At 73.5% G+C, this 15,164-nt stretch carries 16 protein-coding genes; 5 read left to right on the top strand and 11 right to left on the bottom strand.

Annotated elements, in window-relative coordinates:
- Positions 1 to 157: 157 nt before the first annotated feature.
- A complete protein-coding gene (locus LCD31_RS20445) occupies positions 158 to 316 on the top strand; it encodes a hypothetical protein (protein ID WP_224960302.1) in 159 nt (52 codons plus the stop codon).
- Positions 317 to 386: 70 nt separating this feature from the next.
- Here LCD31_RS20445 and smpB read toward each other — a convergent pair whose 3' ends face one another.
- Positions 387 to 923 (bottom strand): SsrA-binding protein SmpB, encoded by a 537-nt coding sequence (gene smpB, locus LCD31_RS20440; RefSeq protein WP_224960301.1) that lies wholly within the window; start codon positions 921 to 923, stop codon positions 387 to 389.
- Between the two features lie 147 nt (positions 924 to 1,070).
- Between smpB and LCD31_RS20435 the strand changes: the two genes are divergently transcribed.
- The gene (locus LCD31_RS20435; protein ID WP_224960300.1) at positions 1,071 to 1,904 is read left to right on the top strand and encodes a hypothetical protein; all 834 of its coding nucleotides are present in this window, start codon (positions 1,071 to 1,073) and stop codon (positions 1,902 to 1,904) included.
- Positions 1,905 to 1,970: 66 nt separating this feature from the next.
- Here LCD31_RS20435 and LCD31_RS20430 read toward each other — a convergent pair whose 3' ends face one another.
- Both LCD31_RS20430 and LCD31_RS20425 read right to left on the bottom strand, forming a co-directional pair.
- Complete coding sequence (locus LCD31_RS20430; protein ID WP_224960299.1) at positions 1,971 to 3,287, bottom strand: O-acetylhomoserine aminocarboxypropyltransferase/cysteine synthase family protein; 1,317 nt, start codon at positions 3,285 to 3,287, stop codon at positions 1,971 to 1,973.
- On the bottom strand, positions 3,284 to 4,291 hold the full coding sequence (locus LCD31_RS20425; RefSeq protein WP_224960297.1) for an isopenicillin N synthase family oxygenase: 1,008 nt from the start codon (positions 4,289 to 4,291) through the stop codon (positions 3,284 to 3,286). The genes LCD31_RS20430 and LCD31_RS20425 overlap by 4 nt, the downstream gene beginning before the upstream one ends.
- Positions 4,292 to 4,476: 185 nt before the next feature.
- Between LCD31_RS20425 and ykgO the strand changes: the two genes are divergently transcribed.
- Entirely contained in the window at positions 4,477 to 4,599 is a 123-nt protein-coding gene (ykgO, locus tag LCD31_RS20420; protein ID WP_009943488.1) for a type B 50S ribosomal protein L36, read from the top strand.
- 179 nt (positions 4,600 to 4,778) lie between these two features.
- A complete protein-coding gene (locus LCD31_RS20415; RefSeq protein WP_224960295.1) occupies positions 4,779 to 5,675 on the top strand; it encodes an exonuclease domain-containing protein in 897 nt (298 codons plus the stop codon).
- Between the two features lie 76 nt (positions 5,676 to 5,751).
- Here LCD31_RS20415 and fahA read toward each other — a convergent pair whose 3' ends face one another.
- From fahA to LCD31_RS20375, 8 genes are all read right to left on the bottom strand, one after another.
- Positions 5,752 to 6,924 (bottom strand): fumarylacetoacetase, encoded by a 1,173-nt coding sequence (fahA, locus tag LCD31_RS20410; protein ID WP_224960293.1) that lies wholly within the window; start codon positions 6,922 to 6,924, stop codon positions 5,752 to 5,754.
- Complete coding sequence (locus LCD31_RS20405; RefSeq protein WP_374201672.1) at positions 6,921 to 7,775, bottom strand: hypothetical protein; 855 nt, start codon at positions 7,773 to 7,775, stop codon at positions 6,921 to 6,923. Before LCD31_RS20405 ends, fahA begins: the two co-directional genes overlap by 4 nt.
- On the bottom strand, positions 7,772 to 8,971 hold the full coding sequence (locus tag LCD31_RS20400; protein WP_224960291.1) for a homogentisate 1,2-dioxygenase: 1,200 nt from the start codon (positions 8,969 to 8,971) through the stop codon (positions 7,772 to 7,774). The genes LCD31_RS20405 and LCD31_RS20400 overlap by 4 nt, the downstream gene beginning before the upstream one ends.
- A 132-nt stretch (positions 8,972 to 9,103) precedes the next feature.
- Positions 9,104 to 10,429 carry an MFS transporter gene (locus LCD31_RS20395; RefSeq protein ID WP_224960289.1) on the bottom strand — a complete coding sequence of 442 codons (1,326 nt, stop codon included), beginning with the start codon at positions 10,427 to 10,429 and terminating at the stop codon, positions 9,104 to 9,106.
- A gap of 27 nt (positions 10,430 to 10,456) precedes the next feature.
- Positions 10,457 to 11,872 carry an FAD-dependent oxidoreductase gene (locus LCD31_RS20390; protein WP_304612908.1) on the bottom strand — a complete coding sequence of 472 codons (1,416 nt, stop codon included), beginning with the start codon at positions 11,870 to 11,872 and terminating at the stop codon, positions 10,457 to 10,459.
- Complete coding sequence (locus LCD31_RS20385; protein WP_224960287.1) at positions 11,869 to 12,663, bottom strand: SDR family NAD(P)-dependent oxidoreductase; 795 nt, start codon at positions 12,661 to 12,663, stop codon at positions 11,869 to 11,871. The genes LCD31_RS20390 and LCD31_RS20385 overlap by 4 nt, the downstream gene beginning before the upstream one ends.
- A complete protein-coding gene (locus tag LCD31_RS20380) occupies positions 12,656 to 13,483 on the bottom strand; it encodes an SDR family NAD(P)-dependent oxidoreductase (RefSeq protein ID WP_224960286.1) in 828 nt (275 codons plus the stop codon). The genes LCD31_RS20385 and LCD31_RS20380 overlap by 8 nt, the downstream gene beginning before the upstream one ends.
- 34 nt (positions 13,484 to 13,517) lie before the next feature.
- On the bottom strand, positions 13,518 to 13,937 hold the full coding sequence (locus tag LCD31_RS20375) for a nuclear transport factor 2 family protein (RefSeq protein ID WP_224960285.1): 420 nt from the start codon (positions 13,935 to 13,937) through the stop codon (positions 13,518 to 13,520).
- A 99-nt stretch (positions 13,938 to 14,036) separates the two neighbouring features.
- Between LCD31_RS20375 and LCD31_RS20370 the strand changes: the two genes are divergently transcribed.
- Complete coding sequence (locus LCD31_RS20370) at positions 14,037 to 14,729, top strand: IclR family transcriptional regulator (protein ID WP_224960284.1); 693 nt, start codon at positions 14,037 to 14,039, stop codon at positions 14,727 to 14,729.
- Positions 14,730 to 15,164 lie beyond the last annotated feature (435 nt).

Below are 15,164 nucleotides of genomic sequence, written 5' to 3'. Positions count from 1 at the left end.
CCCCACCCCCCCCCCCCGGGCGGGGCGGGGGGGGGGGGGGGGGGGCCGGGGCCCCCCCCCCCCCCCCCCCGGGGGGGGGGGCGGGGGGGGGGGGGCGGGGGGGGGGGGGGCCCCCCGGGGGCCCCCCCCCGCCCCGAGCACGCCGAGGAGGCACGGCATGAGCGAGCCCGACCCGTTGACCGACCCGTCCCGCGACCCGAACCCGGGGGTCCCCGACCACGCCGCCCCCGAGGGCGCCGGCGTGGACCCGCTGATCGACCTGTCCCGCGACCCGAACCCCGGCGTGGCGGACCACGCGAAGCCGGACGAGGACTGACCTCGGGTCGTCACCGCGCCCGGGTGGCGGAACCGCGGACTGGGTTCCGCCGCCCGCCGCGGGGCGGGCCTCACGGGCTGTAGCGCAGCACCGGGTCGTCCGGTGGGCGGCGCCGGCCCTTCCCGTCGCGGCCGGGATGGCCCTTGAGCCGCCAGCCGATGCCGCGGGCCATCTCGCGCTCGGCGTCCCGAGCGGCGATGTCGCGGCGCTTGTCCCAGTTCTTCTTGCCGCGCGCCAGCGCCAGCTCCACCTTCACCCAGCCGTCGCTGAAGTACATCGACAGCGGGACCAGCGCGTGCCCGGCCTCCTTGGACTTGCCGGTGAGGGTGCGGATCTCCTTGGCGTGCAACAACATCTTGCGGGTGCGCCGCGGGGTGTGGTTGGTCCAGCTGCCGTGCCAGTACTCGGCGATGTGCAGGTTGCGCAGCCACACCTCCCCGTCGTCGACGGTGGCGAACGCCTCGGCGAGGGAGGCGCGCCCGAGCCGCAGGCTCTTCACCTCGGTGCCGACCAGGACGAGCCCGGCCTCGTAGGTGTCGAGGATCGTGAAGTGGTGCCGCGCCCGGCGATTCCTCGCGATCACCGAGCGGTCGCCGTGCTGGACCATGCCCCCGACTCTACGACCTCCGCCGGACGTCCCGCACCGAGCCGCCGCGATCATCCGTGCGGGTGATTCCGGTGCCGGGGCGGCGGAGATCGGCGGCGGAGCTGCTGAACTGTCCGGTGATCGAGTTCCGATTCCCGGAGGTCCCCGGTGCGACTGCCCCGCTGCCGCGACGTCGTCCTGCTCCTGCTGGTACCGGCGCTGCTCGCGCTCGGCGTCCCGCCCGCCGCCGCCGCGCCGCAGCGGAACGGATCGGAGTGCGCGCGCACCCTGGACTGCACGGCGCTGGAGCTGGACCGGCTGCCGCTGTCCGAACGGCTGGTGTTCGTCCGCGCCGTGCAGGACGAGATCGCCGCCGAGTACGTGCCTGGCTTCCGGCACTGGCGCAACATCGAGGGGATCATCCGGTTCTTCGCGGAGAACGGCTTCGGCGCCCCCGGCAGCTGGGTGTCCTACGTGGACGCGGGCATCCTGGAGGGGGTGGAGCGCGGAGCCGCCATCGCGCTGGGCCGTTCGGCGGACGACTTCGGCAATCCCGGGGCACCGCTGTGGGCCGACTACCTGCACCGCCTGCACCGCGGAGAGCTGGCGCAGCGGTGGGTGCACGACCCGGCGTGGAGCGCGGCCGAGCAGGCCTCCACCGAGCACGGGGTGCGGATCGCGCAGCGCCACGGCGCGGTCGCCAGCCGCGTGGACCAGCGGATCTTCGAGTTCTCCGAGCTCTACCGGTGGATGCTGCGCAACCCGCCCGCCGCGCTGCTCGCGTTGAACGAGGCGCTGGCCGGGAGCACGGGGATCCCGCTGGCCCCGGCCGACTTCCTGCGCTGGTTCACCGACGTCACCATCCCGGAACCGGCCTACCGCGGGGCGCACGTGGCCCGCGACGTGGCGCTGCCCGATCCGGTGGCCGCCCCGGTGAGCGCCCTGCGGCTGCTGCTCGCCTACGCGCCCGAACTCCTCGGCCCGGAGGCGGCGGCGCGCTAGGTCAGCGCACGGCGGCGACGACCTGAGCGCCACCGAGGCGCGGGTGGTCGACCACCTGCTCGTCGATCAGCCGTCCGCCGTCGCGGCGAGGGCGGTGGCGAGGTCGGCGATGAGGTCGGTGGCGGATTCGAGGCCGACGGAGAGCCGGACGAGGCCGGGGGTGACTCCGGCGGCGCGCTGCTGGTCCTCGTCGAGCTGGGCGTGCGTGGTGGACGCCGGGTGGATCACCAGGCTGCGCACGTCACCGATGTTCGCCAGGTGGCTGAACAGCCGCAGCGCGTCCACGAACCGCTTCCCCGCGGCCAGGCCACCGGCGAGTTCGAAGGCGAGCACGGCCCCGGCCCCGTCGGCGAGGTAGTGCTTCGCGGCGGCGTGCCACGGGCTCGACGGCAGCCCGGCGTAGTGCACCCGCGTCACCTCGGGCTGGTCGTCGAGCCAGCCGGCGATCGCGCGGGCGTTCGCGACGTGCCGTTCCATCCGCAGCGACAGCGTCTCCAGGCCGTGCAGCAGCAGGAACCCGTTGAACGGCGACACCGCGGGCCCGAGGTCGCGGACCAGCCGGGTGCGCACCCGCATCAGGTAGCCCAGCTCGCCGAACTCGGTGCCGAACACCAGGCCGTGGTAGCTCGGGTCGGGCGCGGTGAGCTGCGGCCAGCGCTCCGGGTCCGCGAAGTGGTCGAACCGGCCGGAGTCGACGATGATCCCGCCGACGCCGGTGCCGTGGCCGGAGAGGAACTTCGTGGTGGAGTGCACCACCACGTCCGCCCCGTGGTCGAGCGGGCGGCACAGGTACGGCGTCGCCACCGTGTTGTCCACGACCAGCGGTGCCCCGGCGGTGTGCGCGACGGAGGCGACGCCTTCGACGTCGAGCACGGCGCCGCTCGGGTTCGCGATCGTCTCCCCGTACAGCGCCCTGGTCCCGGGGCGCACCGCCTCCCGCCACTGGCCGAGGTCGTCCGGGTCGTCGACGAAGTCGACGGTGATGCCCAGGTCCGCGAAGGTGTGCGCGAACAGGTTGTGCGTCCCGCCGTAGAGCGCCGAGGACGCGACCACGTGATCACCGGCGCGCGCGATCGCGAGCAGCGCCAGCGCGGAGGCCGCCTGCCCGCTGGCGACCGCGACCGCGCCGATGCCGTTCTCCAGGTCGGCGATGCGCTGCTCCACGACGGAGTTCGTCGGGTTCGACAGCCTGCTGTAGGCGTGCGTGTCCAGGTCCTGCAGCGCGAACGCGGCGGCGGCGTGCTCGGCGTCGTCGAAGACGAACGACGTGGTCTGGTAGATCGGGGTGGCCCGCGCCCCGGTCGTCGGGTCCGGCCGAGCCCCGGCGTGCACCTGGCGGGTGTCGAACGCCCAGCGCGGTCCGGCTTCCAGCGGTCCGGTCATGATCGCGCCTCCAGCACGTCGGACCACCAGCGCCGCGCCACCTCGGGGTGCGAGCGCAGCCAGCCCAGCAGCGCCTTCTCCCCGTACGCGGCCAGCAGCGGGTTGTCCGGGTCGGCGCTGATCCCGCGGGCTTCCGCGGCGAGTTCGGCGGGCAGTTCGAGGGGTTCCACCACGGCGTCCAGCCGCGGCGCGAGGAAGAACGGCACCGAGTACCGGTCCACACCGGGTTCGGGGCTGCGCACCCGGTGCCGGGTGGCGGTGAGGTAGCCGCCGGTGGCGAGCTCCAGCAGTTCCCCGATGTTGACCACGAAGGTCCCGGGCACCGGGTCGGCGTCGATCCAGCCACCCGACTCGTCCTGCACCTGCAGTCCGGCGACCGAGTCCTGGTGCAGCAGCGCCAGGTAGCCGTAGTCCTTGTGCGCGCCGACACCTTGGCCGCGGTCGGCCGCGCCCGGGTAGTGCACCAGCTTGAGGTGGGTGCTGGCGTCCGCGTCGAACCAGGTGTCGAAGTGGTCCTCGGGCTGCCCGAGGGCGGCGGAGAGCGCGCGCAGCACTTCGCGGCCGACGCGCAGCACCTCGGCCTGCCAGGCGAGGACGACCTCCCGCAGTTCCGGCAGCGCGGCCGGCCACTGGTTCGGCCCGATCAGCCGCTGCCACGGCGGATCACCCGGCCCGGTCGGCACCGGCTCGCGCTCCGGGCCGATGTCGAGCTGTTCGCGCCGGTCCGGGGTGCCGCCGGTGAGCTCGTGACCGGTGGCGGTGTAGCCGCGGAACTGCGGGGAGCGCACGTTCTCGATCTCCCGGCGCTGTGCGACGGGCAGCGCGAAGAACCGGCGGGTGACCTCGAAGATCCCGGTCATGAGCTCCTCGGGCACGCCGTGCCCGGTGAGGTGGAAGAAGCCGACGTCGTGCGCGGCGCGGCGCAGCTCGGCCAGCAGCGGCTCCCGCTCGCGGGGGTCGCGGAACCGGGAGAGGTCGATCAGCGGGAGCGCGGTCTGGGTCATGGCGGCACCTCCGGTCGGCAGCGTAGGCCGCGAATATCCGCCGATGGCGATCTTCCACGGCACGGGACCCGATCGGGGCACCGGTCGACACCTCCAGGCGAGGCCTAGGTGAAAACGATTATCGATATCGTCTAAGCTGGGTGCGCCATCGACGAACGTCGTGTTCCGCACCGCGAGGAGGACGGATGAAGGTCCGCGCATCGCTCAAGTCTCTCAAGGACAAGGACGGGTCCCAGGTCGTGCGCAGGCGCGGCAAGCTCTACGTGGTCAACAAGCGCAACCCCCGCTGGAAGGGCCGCCAGGGCTGACCGGTCGCCGGGATCCGCCGAACCGGGTCCCGGCGACGTTTTCCCCGTCACCGCAATGCCTTCTCCCGTCTCCCGCTTCGAGCCACCTGTAACGTGAAGATCGACACGAACGCGATGCGGCTGCGCCATGGGAGAACCGGCTCGGCTCGAAGTCGCGGCGGGAGGCGAGGGGAACCGCCATGTCCTGGGGTTATGCGGTGATCGACGTCGAGACGACCGGCCTCCGACTCCGTTCGCGGCATCGCATCGCGGAGATCGCCGTCGTCCTGCTCGATCCGTCCGGAGCCGTGCAGGAGGAGTGGTGCACGCTGATCAACCCGCAGCGCGATCTGGGCCCGCAGCACGTGCACGGCATCAGTGCGGCCGATGCCAGGAACGCGCCGGTGTTCGCGGAGATCGCGCCGGAGTTGTCCCGGCTGTTCACCGGGCGAGTGCTGGTCGCGCACAACCTGAGCTTCGACCTCGGGTTCCTCGCGGAGGAATTCGACCGCCTCGGGTTCGACGTGGCGGAGAGCGCGCCCGCCGGACTGTGCACGATGCTGCTCGCCCACGACTTCCTTCGCCAGGACGAGTTCGACCTCGCGTCCTGCTGCGCCTCGACCGGGGTGCCGCTCGTGCACGCGCACGCCGCGTTGCACGACGCGCGGGCCGCCGCGGGCCTCCTCCGGCACTACCTGCGGACCGCCCCCGGAGACGCCCGATGGCGGGAGGCGGAACGGCTCGCGCGGACCTCCCGGTGGCCTGCCCCGACCGGCCCCGTGGCGGTACCGGTGCACCGATCCGCGGCGGCCGCGAACGCGATGCCGGTGCCACCGCTGACCGTCGACATCCGCTTGGCACCGCGAGATTCCGTCGTGTTCACCGGCGAGACGAGCGCGCCTCGCGAGCAGTGGATCGACCGCGCGGAACGAGCCGAGCTCACCGTGCGGGCCTACGTCACCAAGAAGACCCGACTGCTGATCGCGGCGGACGCGGATTCGCAGTCCCGAAAGGCCGAGACCGCCCGCAAGTACGGGATACCGATCGTCACCGAGCACGGATTCTCGCAGCTGCTCGCCGGACTGGACCGCCGCTGACGAAACCGCTCCAGAGCGTCCCGTTCGACCGTTCGATCAGGTCGAACGGGGCGCTCCTCCGCGAATGCCCCGCCGGTCAGGGGCGGGCGGGGAGGATGCGGCCGGTGGCTTCGCCGAAGGCGAGGCGGGTGCCGGACGCGGTGGGTGCGGTGGCGGCGAGGACGACCTCGTCGCCGTCCTCCAGGAACGTCCGCGGCTCGCCGCCGACCCGCACCGGTTCCGCGCCGCCCCAGGTGAGTTCGATGAACGCGCCCCGTTCCTCCTTGCCGGGCCCGGAGATGGTGCCGGAGGCGAACAGGTCGCCGGGGCGGCAGCTCGCGCCGTTCACGGTGAGGTGCGCGAGCATCTGCGCCGGGGACCAGTACATCTCGCGGTATGGCGGGCGGCTGACCTCCTCGCCGTTCCACCGCACGCTGAACTCGACGTCCAGGCCCCACGGATCGCCCTCCCGCAGATACGGCAGCGGCTCCGGGTCCTGCACCGGGGTCGGCACCCGGGCGGCGCGCAGCGCGGCCAGCGGCACCACCCACGGCGAGATCGAGGTGGCGAAGCTCTTGCCGAGGAACGGGCCGAGTGGCACGTACTCCCAGGCCTGCAGGTCGCGGGCGGACCAGTCGTTGACCAGCACCGCGCCGAACACGTGTTCCTCGAACGCGGACACCGGGACCCGCTCGCCCAGCCGCGATCCGGTGCCGACGACGAAGCCGAGCTCGGCCTCGATGTCCAGCCTCCTGCTGGGCCCGTAGCTCGGGGCGGCCTCGTCCGGCGCCTTGCGCTGCCCGCTGGGCCGCACGATCGGCGTGCCGGAGGGGACGACGGTGCCCGCGCGGCCGTGGTAGCCGACGGGCAGGTGCTTCCAGTTCGGCAGCAGCGGTGCCGCTTCCGGCCGGAACAACCGGCCGAGGTTGGACGCGTGGTGCTCGGAGGCGTAGAAGTCCACGTAGTCGCCCACGTCGAACGGCAGGTGCATCGTCACCTCCGCCACCGGGTGCACGGCGATGTCGGGCACGTCGCCATCGACGAGCGCGGTGATCCGGGCGCGCACCTCGTCCCAGCACTCCTTGCCGCGAGCCAGGAACGGGTTCAGCGAGGGCACGGCGAACAGCGGGTCGTCCAGCGCCGCCGCCAGGTCGATCACCCGGTCGGCGAGCCGGACGCCGACGCGGGGCGTCGTGCCGGGCGTGCTGAACACGCCGTAGGGCAGGTTCTCCCGGCCGTAGCCGGAATCGGCGGGCACGTCGATGATCACGAGTCGGCTCCTGGGTGGTTCGCGGGCAGGTCGGTGGCCAGGTGGCCGGGCAGCAGGCCGAGCGCGGCGAGTTCGGCGAGCGGTTCGGCCACGCTGCAGGTGCCGAAGGAGGTGAACCGGGCGCGCAGCTCCCGCGTCCGCTCCTCCCCCAGCGCGGCGACGCGGGCGGCGATCCCGGGCGCGTCCCGGTCGGCGAGCACGGCGGCGAGCTCGGCGACCGAGCCACCGCGCAGCGCGGCGTCCACGGCGAGCAGGATGTTCAGGAACCCGTGCTCCTCGAACCCGCGGCTGCCGCGCACCGCGTGGTGCAGCCCGGCGGTGGCCTTGAACGGGACGTCGAGGCGCACCACCTCGTGCACCGCGGCGGCCAGCTCCTCCTCGCCGGGATGCAGGTCGGCGCGCACCCCGCCGGTGCGGAACTTCGCCCGGCAGCCGAGCGGCCCGAGCGCGGCCAGCACCGCGGCGCGGCGGTCGTCCCGGGGCACCTCCACGAACACCTCGGCGTCGGTGCTCCCCCGGATCCGGCGCAGGGCCTCGGGTAGCTCGCCCGGGTCGAGGTCCGGCAGCGGGATCTCCAGCGCCCGCAACGGGAAACCACCCAGTTCGGCGAGCGCGGCCGGCACGGCGGCGGGTCCAGCGGGCACCGTCACCGCCAGCGGCGCGGTCCCCGCCGGGTCGGCCGCGCGCAGCTCGGCGAGCGCGGGCGCGGCCACGACCAGCGGCCCCACCGCCGCCGAGTGCGCGGCGGTGCGGTGCGCGGCGTGCGCCCGCACGGCCTGCGGCAGCGGCAGCAGGCCGGGCGGGAACATCGCCGCGTCGTCGAGCAGCCCGGCGACCAGCGGGGGCGTCACGACCGCGGCCCCCGTCCCGCCCAGGTCCAGGCGTACTGCCCGTCGTCGCAGGCCAGCCCGCCTTCGCCGAGTTCCAGCGGCCGGAAGGTGTCGACCATGACGGCGAGCTCGTCGAAGAACTCCACGCCGATGCTGCGCTCGTAGGCACCGGGCTGGGGTCCGTGCGAATGCCCGCCGGGGTGCACCGACACCGAGCCCTGCCCGATGCCGGATCCCTTGCGCGCCTCGTAGTTCCCGCCGCAGTAGAACATGATCTCGTCGCTGTCGACGTTGGAGTGGTAGTACGGCACCGGGATGGACAGCGGGTGGTAGTCCACCTTGCGCGGGACGAAGTTGCAGATCACGAAGTTCTCGCCCTCGAACGCCTGGTGCACCGGCGGCGGCTGGTGCACCCGCCCGGTGATCGGTTCGAAGTCGTGCACGCTGAAGGTGAGCGGGTACAGGCAGCCGTCCCAGCCGACCACGTCGAACGGGTGCTGCGGGTACACGAGCCGGGTGCCGACGATGCCGGTGGACCCGCGGTGCTTGAGCAGCACCTCCACGTCGGTACCCTCGCGCAGCAGCGGTTCGGCGGGCCCGTGCAGGTCCCGTTCGCAGTAGGGAGCGTGCTCCAGCAGCTGCCCGAACCGGGACAGGTAGCGCTTCGGCGGGGCGATGTGCCCGCCGCCCTCGATCGCGTAGGCGCGCAGCGGCTCGTCGCCGTGCGGCACCCAGCGGTGCGTGGTGGCGCGCGGGATCAGCACGTAGTCGCCGGAGGTCGCCTCCAGCGCCCCGAACACCGTCTCGACGGTCGCCGAACCCGATTCGATGTAGACGATCTCGTCGCCGATCCCGTTGCGGTACAACGGGGATTCCCGCTCGGCGACCACGTAGGAGATCCGCACGTCGGCGTTGCCGAGCACCAGCCTGCGCCCGGTGACCACGTCGGCGGCGGCCGCGGCCTCCGCGGTGAACAGGTCGTGCAGCTTCAGGTGCCGCGGGGTGAGCGGGTGGTTCGGGGTGGTCGTCTGGTCCGGGAGCTCCCACACCTGCGAATCGACGATCGCCGAGGGCAGGTTCCGGTGGTAGAGCAGCGAGGAGTCCGCGGAGAAGCCCTCCTCGCCCATCAGCTCCTCGAAGTGCAGCGCGCCCTGCTCGTCGCGGTGCTGGGTGTGCCGCTTCGGCGGGACGTCACCGAGTCGCCGGTAGTGCGCCATCGTTCTCGCCTCCTGTCCGCGGTGCCGGTCGGGCACCGCCGCGTGCTGCCATCCCGTCCGCGGTGGCGGACCGGGGCGAGGTCATTGCACCGATCAGACCCGCGCCGCACCACCGCCGAAAGCGCGAGCGGCTCACTCCGCCGCTCCCGCCGGTACCACCGTCCTGGCCGCCTCGTCCCGGGGCACGCGCACCGCCAGCAGCAGCACCGCGCACACCACGAGGCAGCCGATCGGGAAGTAGAGCCCGAGCGACACGTTCCCCTCACCGGCGTTGATCCCGATGACGTACGGCCCGAGGAACCCGCCGAGCGCGGCGATCGAGTTGATCGCGGCGAGCCCCACCGCGGTGTGCTCGCGGGACAGCACGCGCGCGGCCATCGCCCAGTACGGCGCCATGTAGCCGAGCACCCCGACGGCCACCATCGACAGGCACACCAGCGCGGGCACCGGGTCCTGCCGGAACCAGATGGTGCCCGCCAGCCCGGCCGCGGCCAGCAGCATCAGCGCCACCACGTGCCCGCGCCGCTCCCCGGTGCGGTCGGAGTTGCGGGCCACCAGCAGCATCCCGACCGCGCCGACCAGGAACGGCACCGCCCCGAGCACCCCGATGTTGGTGGCCGAGTAGGACGGGTCGAGCTGGCTGATGATCTGCGGCAGGAAGAAGGTGAAGCCGTAGAGCCCGCAGGCCGCGAACAGGTTCGCCACCGCCAGGTACAGCACCTTGCGGTCCTTGAGGATCCGCAGCTGGCCCAGGAACGTCTCGGGTTCCTCGGACCGGTACTCGGCGCTGATCTCGCGTTCCAGCCAGGCGGATTCGGCCTTGGTGAGGAACCGGGCCTGGCTGGGCAGGTTCGGCAGGTACAGCAGGGTGAGCGCGCCGAGCAGCAGCGCGGGCGCGCCCTGCAGGATGAACACCCAGCGCCAGCCGCTGAGCCCGAACCACTGCACGTGGTCCAGGATGAACCCGCCGGTGAGGCTGCCCAGCACCATCGCGATCGGCTGTGCCAGGGCGAGCGCGGCGATGGCCCGGCCGCGTTCCCCGGTGCGGAACCACATGGTCATGTACAGCAGCAGCCCCGGGAAGAGCCCGGCTTCGGCGATGCCGAGCAGGATGCGGGCGCCGTAGAGCTGCGGCACGTTCTGCACGAACCCGGTGAGCACGGTGACCAGGCCCCAGGTGATGGCGATGCGCGCCAGCCACAGCCGTGCCCCCACTCGCTTCATGATCATGTTGCTGGGGATCTCGAACAGCACGTACACCAGGAAGAAGATCGACGCGGCGACGCCGAAGGTCGCGGTGGTGATGGCGAGCTCGTGCTGCATCCCGAGCTGCGCGTAGCTGATGTTGGCCCGGTCCATGTAGTTGAACACGTACAGCAGGCCCACGATCGGCAAGATGCGGGACGAGACCTTCCGGACCGTCCTCCTGCCGAGTTCGCCGTCGGCGGCGTCGGACATGGCGTTTCTCCTCGACGTTGAGCAGAGTCAGGCGGCGCGGCGCGCGGCGGACAGCCCGGCGGCGCGGCCCATGGTGATGGCGTTGGCGACGGCGTTGCCGCCACCGACGTAGCGGGCGCCGAGCACCCCGGCCCCGGCCTCCCCGGCGGCGAACAGGCCCGGCACCCGGCTCCCGCGCTCGTCGAGCACGGCGGCGGTGGCGTCGATCTCCAGCCCGGCGTGGGTGCAGACCAGTTCGGCGGGCAGCGTGCGCACCGCGTAGAACGGTCCCTCGCCGATCGGGTCCGGTGCGGCGGTGGATCCCTTGGCGCGCAAGGTCTCGTGCCTGCCGAAGTCGGCGTCGGCGCCGTGCGGCAGCTGGTCGTTCCAGCGCGCCACTTCGGCGGTGAGCGCCGCGGCGGGCACCCCGATCAGCTCGGCGAGCTCCGGCAGCGTCGCGGCGCGCGCGGTGCGACCGGCTTCGGCCTCGCGCAGCACCACCGCCGCGTCCCAGTGCGCGTAGCCGGGCGGCAGCGCGCGGCGGGCCCGCTCGTCGAACACCGCCCACACCGGCCCGGGCTGGGCGTCGATGATGCCGGTGGACACCGCGTAGGAGGCGTCCTCGTCCATGAAGCGGCGGCCGCGGGCGTTGACGTGGATGCGGGACTTCGGCGGGAAACCGGACTGCCAGTGGTGCAGCCGCTGGAAGTAGGCGGTGGGCAGCATCAGCCCCCAGCCGTCCCCGGCGAGCGCGGCGCCGACCTGCGCGCCGAACCGCAGGTGGTCGCCGCGGCTGCCGTCGGCGGCGACGACGAACAGGTCCTCGCCGGCGCGGGCCGCGGCCGGGTAGTGCCGGGCCAGCAGCTCCGGGTCGCGGGCGAGGCCACCGCTGGCGATCACGACCGCGTCCGCGTCGACCTCGACGTCGTCGGCGACGACGCCGGACACCCGGTCGCCGGTGGTGCGCAACCGCTGCACCCGGGTGCCGAGCACCGCTTCCACCCGGTGCGCGCGGCGGGCCTTGTCCAGCACCCGCACCAGGCCGTAGCCCTGGTCCTTCGGCACGTGCCCGCGCCACACGTCCTCCACGCCCGCCCGGCACAGCCCGGGGGTGTGCGCGTCGCCGGAGATCGCGGCGGGGACCTCCACGCCGAGCCCGATCAGCCACTCCAGCGCGGCCCCGGCCCGGTCGCAGAACCCGCGGACCAGGCCGGGCCGCAGCAACCACTGGTTGAGGTCCATGTAGTGCTGGAAGAACGCCTGCGGCGAGTCCTCGACGCCGAGCCCCCGCTGCACGGACGTCCCGGCGGCGGTGAACATGCCCGCGGACAGCTGCGTGGAGCCGCCGAGCTCCCGCTCCGATTCGAACAGCAGCACCGCGGCGCCGCGTTCGGCCGCCGACACGGCCGCGGCCAGCCCGGCCCCGCCCCCGCCGACGACGATCACGTCGTAGTGCTCGGTCATGGCAGGTCTCCCCCGCTGTCGGCGAGGATCCGGTGGTACAGCCCGTTGGACACCAGCCCACCGTCCACCGTCATCTCGCTGCCGGTCAGGTACGCGGAGCGGTCCGAGAGCAGGAACAGCACCGCTTCGGTGATCTCCTCGGGGGTGCCGGTGCGCCCGGCGGGGATGCTGGCGACCGCGGAGGTCACGAACGCGTCGGCGCCGTCCAGCAGCGCGGTGCCGACCAGGCCCGGGTGCACCGAGTTGACCCGGATGTCCCAGCGGGCGAAGTCCCCGGCCGCCGACTTCGACAGCCCGGTCAGGCCCCACTTGCTCGCCGAGTACGACGGGGAGAAGTAGCCGATCTGCCCCGAGATCGAGGAGATGTTCACGATCGATCCGCCGCCGGAGTCGCGCATCAGCCCGGCGACGGCCTGCATCCCGTGGAACGGGCCGTGCAGGTTCACCCGCAATACCTGTTCCCACACCTCGGCGGTGGTCTCGGTGAAGCGCAGCCGCCGCGAGATGCCGGCGTTGTTCACCAGCCCGCCGAGCTCGCCGCGGCCGTCGCGGATCTCGGTGACGACGCGCGTCCAGGCCGCCGGGTCGGTGACGTCCAGCTCGTGCGCGGAGGCCGAGCCGCCCGCGGCGGCGATCTCGGCGGTGACCTCGCCGGGGTCGGCCACGTCGGCGAGGCACACGTGCACGCCCCGGCGGCCCAGCGCCCGCGCGTGCGCGGCGCCCATGCCCCCGGCGGCACCGGTGATGAGCACGACCCCGGGGTAGCCGACGCGCTCGACGGCCTCAGACATGCCGAGACCCGCCGTCCACGGCGATGCTGTGCCCGGTGATGTAGCGGGCGCTGTCGGAGAGCAGGAACAGCAGCGCGCCGAACACCTCCTCCGGCGAGCCGATCCGGTGCAGCGGCACGGTGTCCACGGCGTGGCGCAGCGCCACCGGGTCCTCCTTGACCCAGCGGGTCATGTCGGTGTCGATGTAGCCGGGGGCGATGGCGTTGACCCGGATGCCGTGGTCGCCGAACTCGACGGCGAGCGATTCGGTCAGGTGCGCCACCGCGGCCTTCGACGTGCAGTAGGCGCCGCGCCCGCGCCGGACCCGGGTCGCCGACACCGAGGACATGTTCACGATCGCACCGCCGGGCCCGAGGTGCCGGGCCGCGGCCTGCGCGCCGTAGAGCACGCCTTCGACGTTGACGCGCAGCACACCGCCGAGCTGGTCCGGGCTGATCTCCGCGGCGGGGGCGAACGGGAAGATCCCGGCGTTGTTGACCCAGTGGTCGAGCCTGCCGAACTCGGCGAGGGCGGTGGCGGCGAGCCGGTCGTGCTGTTCGGCCGACGTCACGTCCACCGCGTTGCCGACGACCCGCCCCGGTTCGTCCACTGTGGACTTCAACGCGTCGTTGATCTCGTCCGCGGTGGCGAACATCCGCTCGCCGTCGAGGTCGCCGCCGACGACGTGCACCCCGCGGGCGGCGAGGCCGCGCGCGAAGACCGCGCCCATGCCGCGGGCCGCGCCGGTGATCACCGCGACCTTGCCGGGCAGGTCCGGGTAGTGCGCGCCGATCGGCCGGTGCAGCGCACCGCCGGGGCCGTTTCCGTCCGAAGTGGACATGCGTTCTCTCCTCGCCTGGCTGGGTTTGCGTGGTTCACCGCGCGTCGTCGCGGCGCACCTCGCGGCGGCGGACCCGCCACGTCCCGCCGTCGGCGACGAGCTCGTCGGTGAACGTGGTCATCCGCAGCAGCCGGGATTCGCCCGCGGCGGTGCGCACGATCTGCAGGTAGCCGTGCACGGTGAGCGCCCCGGGTCCGGCCGGTTCGGCGACCAGGTTGGTGATCACGTGCCGGGTGCGGGCGCCCGCGTCGCGGTCGGCGGCGGCGAAGCGCTCGGCGAACTCGACGAGGGCGGTGGTGCCGATGGCGGGTTCCGGGTAGCTGGGCGAGCGGAACTCGCCGTCGGCGGTGAACGTCGCGGCCCACCCGGCGGCGCGACCCTCGTCGATGTGCCTGCTCTGCGCGCCGTAGAGCTGGTGGACGTGCGCGAGCACGTCGGCGCCGATCGGCTGCACGAACCCTCCATCGATGTGCTATTATCGCACACAGCGTGCGATTAATTGGTACTGTAAGCGGGCTCACGCACCGCGTCAACACTGCGCAGGAGGAACGCCATGTCCGAGACCGGTGCGGTCGAGCTCGACTCCGGGATGTCGAAGACGCTGCACAACGGGCTGCGGATCCTGGAAGTCCTCGCCGAGGAGACGCGCGGGCTCACCCTCGGCGAACTCGCCGAACGCGTCGGCGTGCACCGCACCGTCGCGCACCGCCTGGTGCGCACCCTCGAAGCGCACCGGCTGTGCCGCCGCGACGACGTCAAGCGCATCTCGCTCGGGACCGGGCTGGTGCAGCTGAGCGAACCCGTCGAGCAGGACCTGCGGACGCTGGCCCGGCCCGTGCTCGACGAGCTCACCGAACGCACCCGGGCCACCGCGCACCTCGTGGTGCAGGAGGACGAGCACCAGGTGCGGATGCTGATGATCGTCGAGCCGCGACGCGCGCGGATGCACGTGTCGTTCCGGCCCGGTCAGGTCGATCCGATCGACCGCGGCTCGGCGGGCCTCGCGCTGCTGGCCGCCGCACCCCCGCGCGCGGGCGAACGGGACGCGGTGCGGGAGACCCGCGAACGCGGATTCGCCGTGTCGCACGGGGAGATCGCACCGTCGGTCACCGGGATCTCGGCGCTCGTGCCGGGCACCGAACGGCCGGTCAGCCTCGGGCTGTCGCTGTTCGAGGTGGACGACGTGCAGGAGCTCGGCGGCATCGTCCTCGACGCGGCGCACCGCCTCGGCGCCCTGCTGCGCTGACCCGCGCGGCACGACGCCCCGCCCGCGGGAACGCCTGGCCGGGGAGCTCGATCCGCCGGATCAGCACTCGCACGGCGGATCTTCTCCGCCTGTCAGCGGCGAAGCCGCTGAGCTGACGACCACGCCCGCAAGCCGACCACCCGCGTGTTCTCAGCGCTGTCCTCGCGGGGACAGCGTTTTCTCCTGTGGTGGAGCCACAGGAGAAAACGATTCCGCAGCGAGGGAACCACCCGGGTTCCGCCACCCGCTCCCCAGAAGCAGGGGTCACGGCCTGCGGATTCAGAAGTGCGGCCCCCGCGCCGACGTGCGTCCGCTCCTCCACCGCGGCGGAGCCCGTCGAGGGGGGGGGGCGGCGGGGGGGGGCGGGGGGGGGGGGGGCCCCCCCGGGGGGGGGGGGGGGGGGGGGGGGGGGGGGGGGGCCCCGGGGGGGGCGGC

Source organism: Saccharopolyspora sp. 6M, from assembly GCF_020176775.1.
Taxonomy (GTDB): domain Bacteria; phylum Actinomycetota; class Actinomycetes; order Mycobacteriales; family Pseudonocardiaceae; genus Saccharopolyspora_C; species Saccharopolyspora_C gregorii.
Note: the sequence above shows the minus strand (reverse complement) of the source record. Positions and strands in the feature narration are given on the sequence as shown.